Consider the following 4,260-nt stretch of genomic DNA (forward strand, 5'->3'; position numbering starts at 1 on the left):
TCAAGTTGTCATCAGTAGAGGATTTAAAGTGCGAACTTAGCCTAATAAAGGTTACTCTACTAAAGCCTGGAATCCCCCCATAAACTGGGTTTCTCCAGAACGAATCGCACTTACACTTATCTCGGCTGAACCCCCTATTAGTCAATTGCTGAGTTATGTTCGTGGCCCTACCGTTGACTTCTTCAATCCGTTACTGAAAATATCTTCCGCGATTTTAATGCCAAGTGGTACTCCTCCAACACTTTTCGAGAGATTAGGTCTGCCATTGTTTTTGACCCTGAAAGCATCAAAGACCCAATGGACTCCAAGGAGAACGCGACTAAACCCATTTTCAATAATCATCTGCCACAATCCGTCCTCAAACTCGCGGCGATGCTTTGGTCGCACCGTGCCGATAGGTTTGGCTATCGACACGTGTCACTTAAATATGGTTACAAGGTTGTGGTTAAGCAGGAGTCGCTACTATCCTGAACACTTCTTGAGCGATTTGCTCCCCAGACTGTGCTCCCACGGTGCCGTCGAACCGCCAGTGAACACCCAGGAAGACGCGGCTTTCAAGGTTATCTTTAATAGCTTTATCGAGGGTAAAGGTCATAGGAACTCTTGGACGCGGGTCTCCGTTGGTGTCGGTAGTTTCACCGTTCAATTCGTCTGAGACGAAATCCTCAATTACTACATCGGGATTACGCCCGGTCTCCTCAAGGAAGAGTTTCATGACTATCATTGATGCCGCTCCGAACGTTGCGTGACCAGATGTATATGCCGGAAATGGCGGGGTAAAATCGAGGCCACGTGTTGGGCTGCCTGGCGGATTATTGGATCGGGGAGAGCCAAGTGGCTGCCACTTTGGAATTCTGCGTTGAGCGTCCGGTTCGTTGCGGATACCAACAATAGGACGCCAAAGGTTATAGAAATATTTGGTGTCCCAGCATTGAATGCCAGCATCTGCCATCGCCAAGTTGATTAGAGCAAAATAGCGGGCGTTCTCTTCCTGGGAAAAGCCTTGGCTCCCTGCAATTGCTCTTGCGACTTGGTTGTAGAGGCGAGGAGGCGTGCCGATCAGGTTTGCACCGTCATAAGCCCAGAACAGACCTATATTGGTCTCTTCTAAGGAGCGCACCGTCCCCTGAATAGCTCCCTTGCTCTTCACTTCATCGAAGGCATCTCGATACTCTTGGGAATCCAGCGCTGGATAACCTGGGGCGCGAAAATCGCGAATGTTCTGGATAACGAAAGGGCAAACATTGCCCCATGTCGGAGCATAAAGTTCTTGCTTTGGGTTCAACGGATCGGCAACGTGCATCCCTGGGGCTACCTTGGAACCATCAGTAGATGCAGTAACTGTGTTTAAGAGGGCACTTTCACCACCACCTTCGCCGCTTGGTGGTCGATTTTCAGCCGAACCGTCATCTCGCCGAGACTCGAAGATAGCACGACCGATCGTTTGACCGAGATCAAAGCTGGGCTGGTCAATACTTCCCACCTGCTGCTTGAACTTCTCAAGGGATTCATTAAGGAAATCGGACTGTTTGGAGTAAAGTGCCATCAGTGTTTCCATTGCCGCTCCCGTAATAGCAGATTCTACAGAACCACCTTTCGGGGGCTCCTCAATCATGTGATACGGCTTGTAAGTGCGGGCAAACGAGTTACTCGTGTCGTAGATCGCCGCGTGAACAATTGCTAATGCACGTGTGGTGAAGGTCGGGCCACCCTGTTCTCCGGGCGGAGGGGAACCGGAGTGGTCGTTGGCAACCGCTTGAAGTGCCACTTCATTCCAGAATAAAACGCTATCCATGTCTCGAAACTCATTAGGGCGTGTATGCAAACCACAAAACCGTTGATCTTGAGCTTTAAGACATTAATCAAGGCTACGCCTTTCTTTTTCCAAAAACTGGTAATTTCTGTAAACAAACTTCACAAATTGACTTTGCAGATAAGCCATGGTGCAGCATTACACGTTAGGGCTTTTTTGTGGAATTTTTCAAAGGCTTCATCCAGAAAAAGCTTTGCACAGCTTAACTTCCCTGGCTGTTCCATTGCTACCAGAACCTTAATGCTGCCTTGAGTGCTAGATAGTCAAAAATTGCATGACAGGACTTATTCTCAACGCGCCCTTTTGACAACTACTTCCTTCGCTCTGGCGGCAGCACAAGCCAGAGAGTGCATTTGTGATTCTTATCTTCTTGGCACTTGAGAATTTGATCTATATTCCATTTCACTAAGTTACGCCCCAAGACATTAAGGGGTAGATATAGCGAAGCTGTCACCAGGGGCAAGATCGGCTAAAAGTAAGGCTGGGCATAGGCTCTAACAAGGAAGCCAGTGGTGTAGGTCTTTTGGGGATGAAATCTCACTCAGTCCGTCCAGAAATCTCTAAAGCGCCCTGGAGCTAACTCGGTATAGCGAACCGTATGCTGAATGTTTTTATGTCCTAAATAAGCCTGAATCGCTCGTGTATCATGCCCCTTAGCTGCCAAATAGAAACCGCAAGCATGGCGTAACATATGCGGATGCACAGAAATTGGCAAGCCAGCCTTGACACCTGCTCGCTCAATAATACCCCTAGCGGTAGCCGCTGCCATTGCCGCTCCACGCTCAGACATAAACAAATAAGGAGAATCAGGATAAGTAGGTAAGCGTAATTAAACTGAAGATAAGTTTCAGAAGAGATGTAACTGCGTAAAGCTTTCAAGCGATGTCATCTTATATTTAATTTGACCTATCTACTTACTCCCGTTGCAATTGTCGCAACGCCCGAAGTTCAGTTCCGCGTAGTGGGTGTGTAGCACTGATGCCGTGCTTCAGCCGATTAATATAAATTGTACCGCCACTGAAATCTACCTGTGACCATCGTAGCGCTACCAGTTCTGAGATCCGTAGACCGTGACGATAAGCCAACAGAATTAGAGTCCGATCTCGATGACCGTGCCGCCCAACAACCTTTGCCGCCTTAAGCATTGCTTCGACCTCACCCGGAAGCAGATGTTCGCGAGTGCGCTGTTCTAGATTTGTGAGCTTCAGTGGTGGGGCAGTCCTAGTCATGATTCAAACTTGCCCATAAATGATAATTTAGCACTCTCGGCTTGAGTACCGTTTGATTACATCTTACAGCAGTTTATTATCGCTAACTTGCCCATAAATAAGTGTTATTGGGGATGTTTTAAAGGAAAAGTAAAAGGTCATCACGCGCGGAGATATAATACTTTGCGGTTGAGAAGTGGGCTTGATGAAGAAAACCTGGCGTTTAGAAGAATTAGTAGAGCATTGGACGTTGCTGCCAAAGGAATTAGAGCAATTAACTCAGAAAAATGACCAGAATACTTTGGGGTTTGCTCTACTACTCAAATTCTTCCAACTAGAAGCTAGATTTCCAGAGAATTCCTCAGAAATTCCTGCGGACGTTGTTAATTATGTAGCAAAGCTTTTAGATATCAAAAGTGAAAAATATCACTCTTACAATTGGCAAGGGCGCTCCATTAAATATCACCGCGCCCAAATCCGAGAGTTTTTTGGATTTCGAGAAGCACAGAGCTACGATACAGAAGAATTAGTTAATTGGCTAACTGAGCAGGCACTAATTTACGAGTTGAAGTTTGAGAAATTAGAATTAGCGGCATTAACTCATTTACGCGAACTCAAAATCGAACCGCCAACGTTTTTAAGATTAGAACGAATTATCCGTTCTGCCCTTCATAGTTTTGAAGATAATTTTTTTAATCAGATTAGTCAACAACTATCTAGTCAATCTAAAGAGGCGATTGACAAATTGTTAAATTTAGCAGATTCATTTTTGTTACTAGATGATATGCCGAGTGAGTCTACTAATGAATTTATAGAAAAAACTGAAACGACATGGGCTGAATTGAAAACCGACCCTGGTAGAATTGGCATAGAAAGCTTTCAAAAAGAGATTGCTAAATTAGATAATTTCCGGCAGCTAGGTCTACCGCCAGATTTATTTAAACAAATTCCTACCAAGGTTCTTCAAGTATATAAAAATAGAGCGGCGGTTGAACATCCTCGTGACTTACGCCGCCATCCAGAAGCTATTCGTTACACGTTGTTTACAGCTTTTTGTTGGCAGAGAAGTCTTGAGGTCACAGATAATTTAGTCGAATTACTTATCCAAATTCGGTAGTGCTAAACATGTAAGGATTTATTGTAATGGTGGATAAAAAGCCAAATAGCACCAATATGATTCTCTAATTTCTTAGAAAACGAAAGCGTCTTTCTGACCAATCGAGCAATACGTTGACGCAT

At 45.2% G+C, this 4,260-nt stretch carries 2 protein-coding genes and 4 pseudogenes; 2 read left to right on the forward strand and 4 right to left on the reverse strand.

Going from position 1 to position 4,260, the window contains the following annotated elements; genetic code table 11:
* Positions 1–445: 445 nt before the first annotated feature.
* From AC2VE5_RS24360 to AC2VE5_RS24370, 3 genes and pseudogenes are all read right to left on the reverse strand, one after another.
* A complete protein-coding gene (locus tag AC2VE5_RS24360) occupies positions 446–1,795 on the reverse strand; it encodes a vanadium-dependent haloperoxidase (RefSeq protein WP_486890205.1) in 1,350 nt (449 codons plus the stop codon).
* Positions 1,796–2,354: 559 nt separating this feature from the next.
* Positions 2,355–2,627 (reverse strand): annotated as a pseudogene (locus AC2VE5_RS24365) (tyrosine-type recombinase/integrase); the annotation flags it as partial.
* A 100-nt stretch (positions 2,628–2,727) separates the two neighbouring features.
* Entirely contained in the window at positions 2,728–3,042 is a 315-nt protein-coding gene (locus AC2VE5_RS24370; protein ID WP_486890206.1) for a tyrosine-type recombinase/integrase, read from the reverse strand.
* 184 nt (positions 3,043–3,226) lie between these two features.
* Here AC2VE5_RS24370 and AC2VE5_RS24375 point away from each other — a divergent pair.
* Both AC2VE5_RS24375 and AC2VE5_RS24380 read left to right on the forward strand, forming a co-directional pair.
* A pseudogene (locus tag AC2VE5_RS24375) lies at positions 3,227–3,748 on the forward strand (DUF4158 domain-containing protein); the annotation flags it as partial.
* Positions 3,749–3,841: 93 nt separating this feature from the next.
* Positions 3,842–4,132, forward strand: a pseudogene (locus tag AC2VE5_RS24380) (hypothetical protein); the annotation flags it as partial.
* Positions 4,133–4,140: 8 nt separating this feature from the next.
* On the opposite strand, the pseudogene AC2VE5_RS24385 reads toward AC2VE5_RS24380, so the two are convergent.
* Positions 4,141–4,260: pseudogene (locus AC2VE5_RS24385) on the reverse strand (IS1 family transposase); the annotation flags it as partial.

This window comes from Aliterella sp. E5.1 (assembly GCF_057473825.1).

Excerpts from the sequence above, each read along its gene's own strand:
- AC2VE5_RS24360 (WP_486890205.1), bottom strand. The coding sequence starts at position 1,795 with ATGGATAGCGTTTTATTCTGGAATGAAGTGGCACTTCAAGCGGTTGCC.
- AC2VE5_RS24370 (WP_486890206.1), bottom strand. The coding sequence starts at position 3,042 with ATGACTAGGACTGCCCCACCACTGAAGCTCACAAATCTAGAACAGCGC.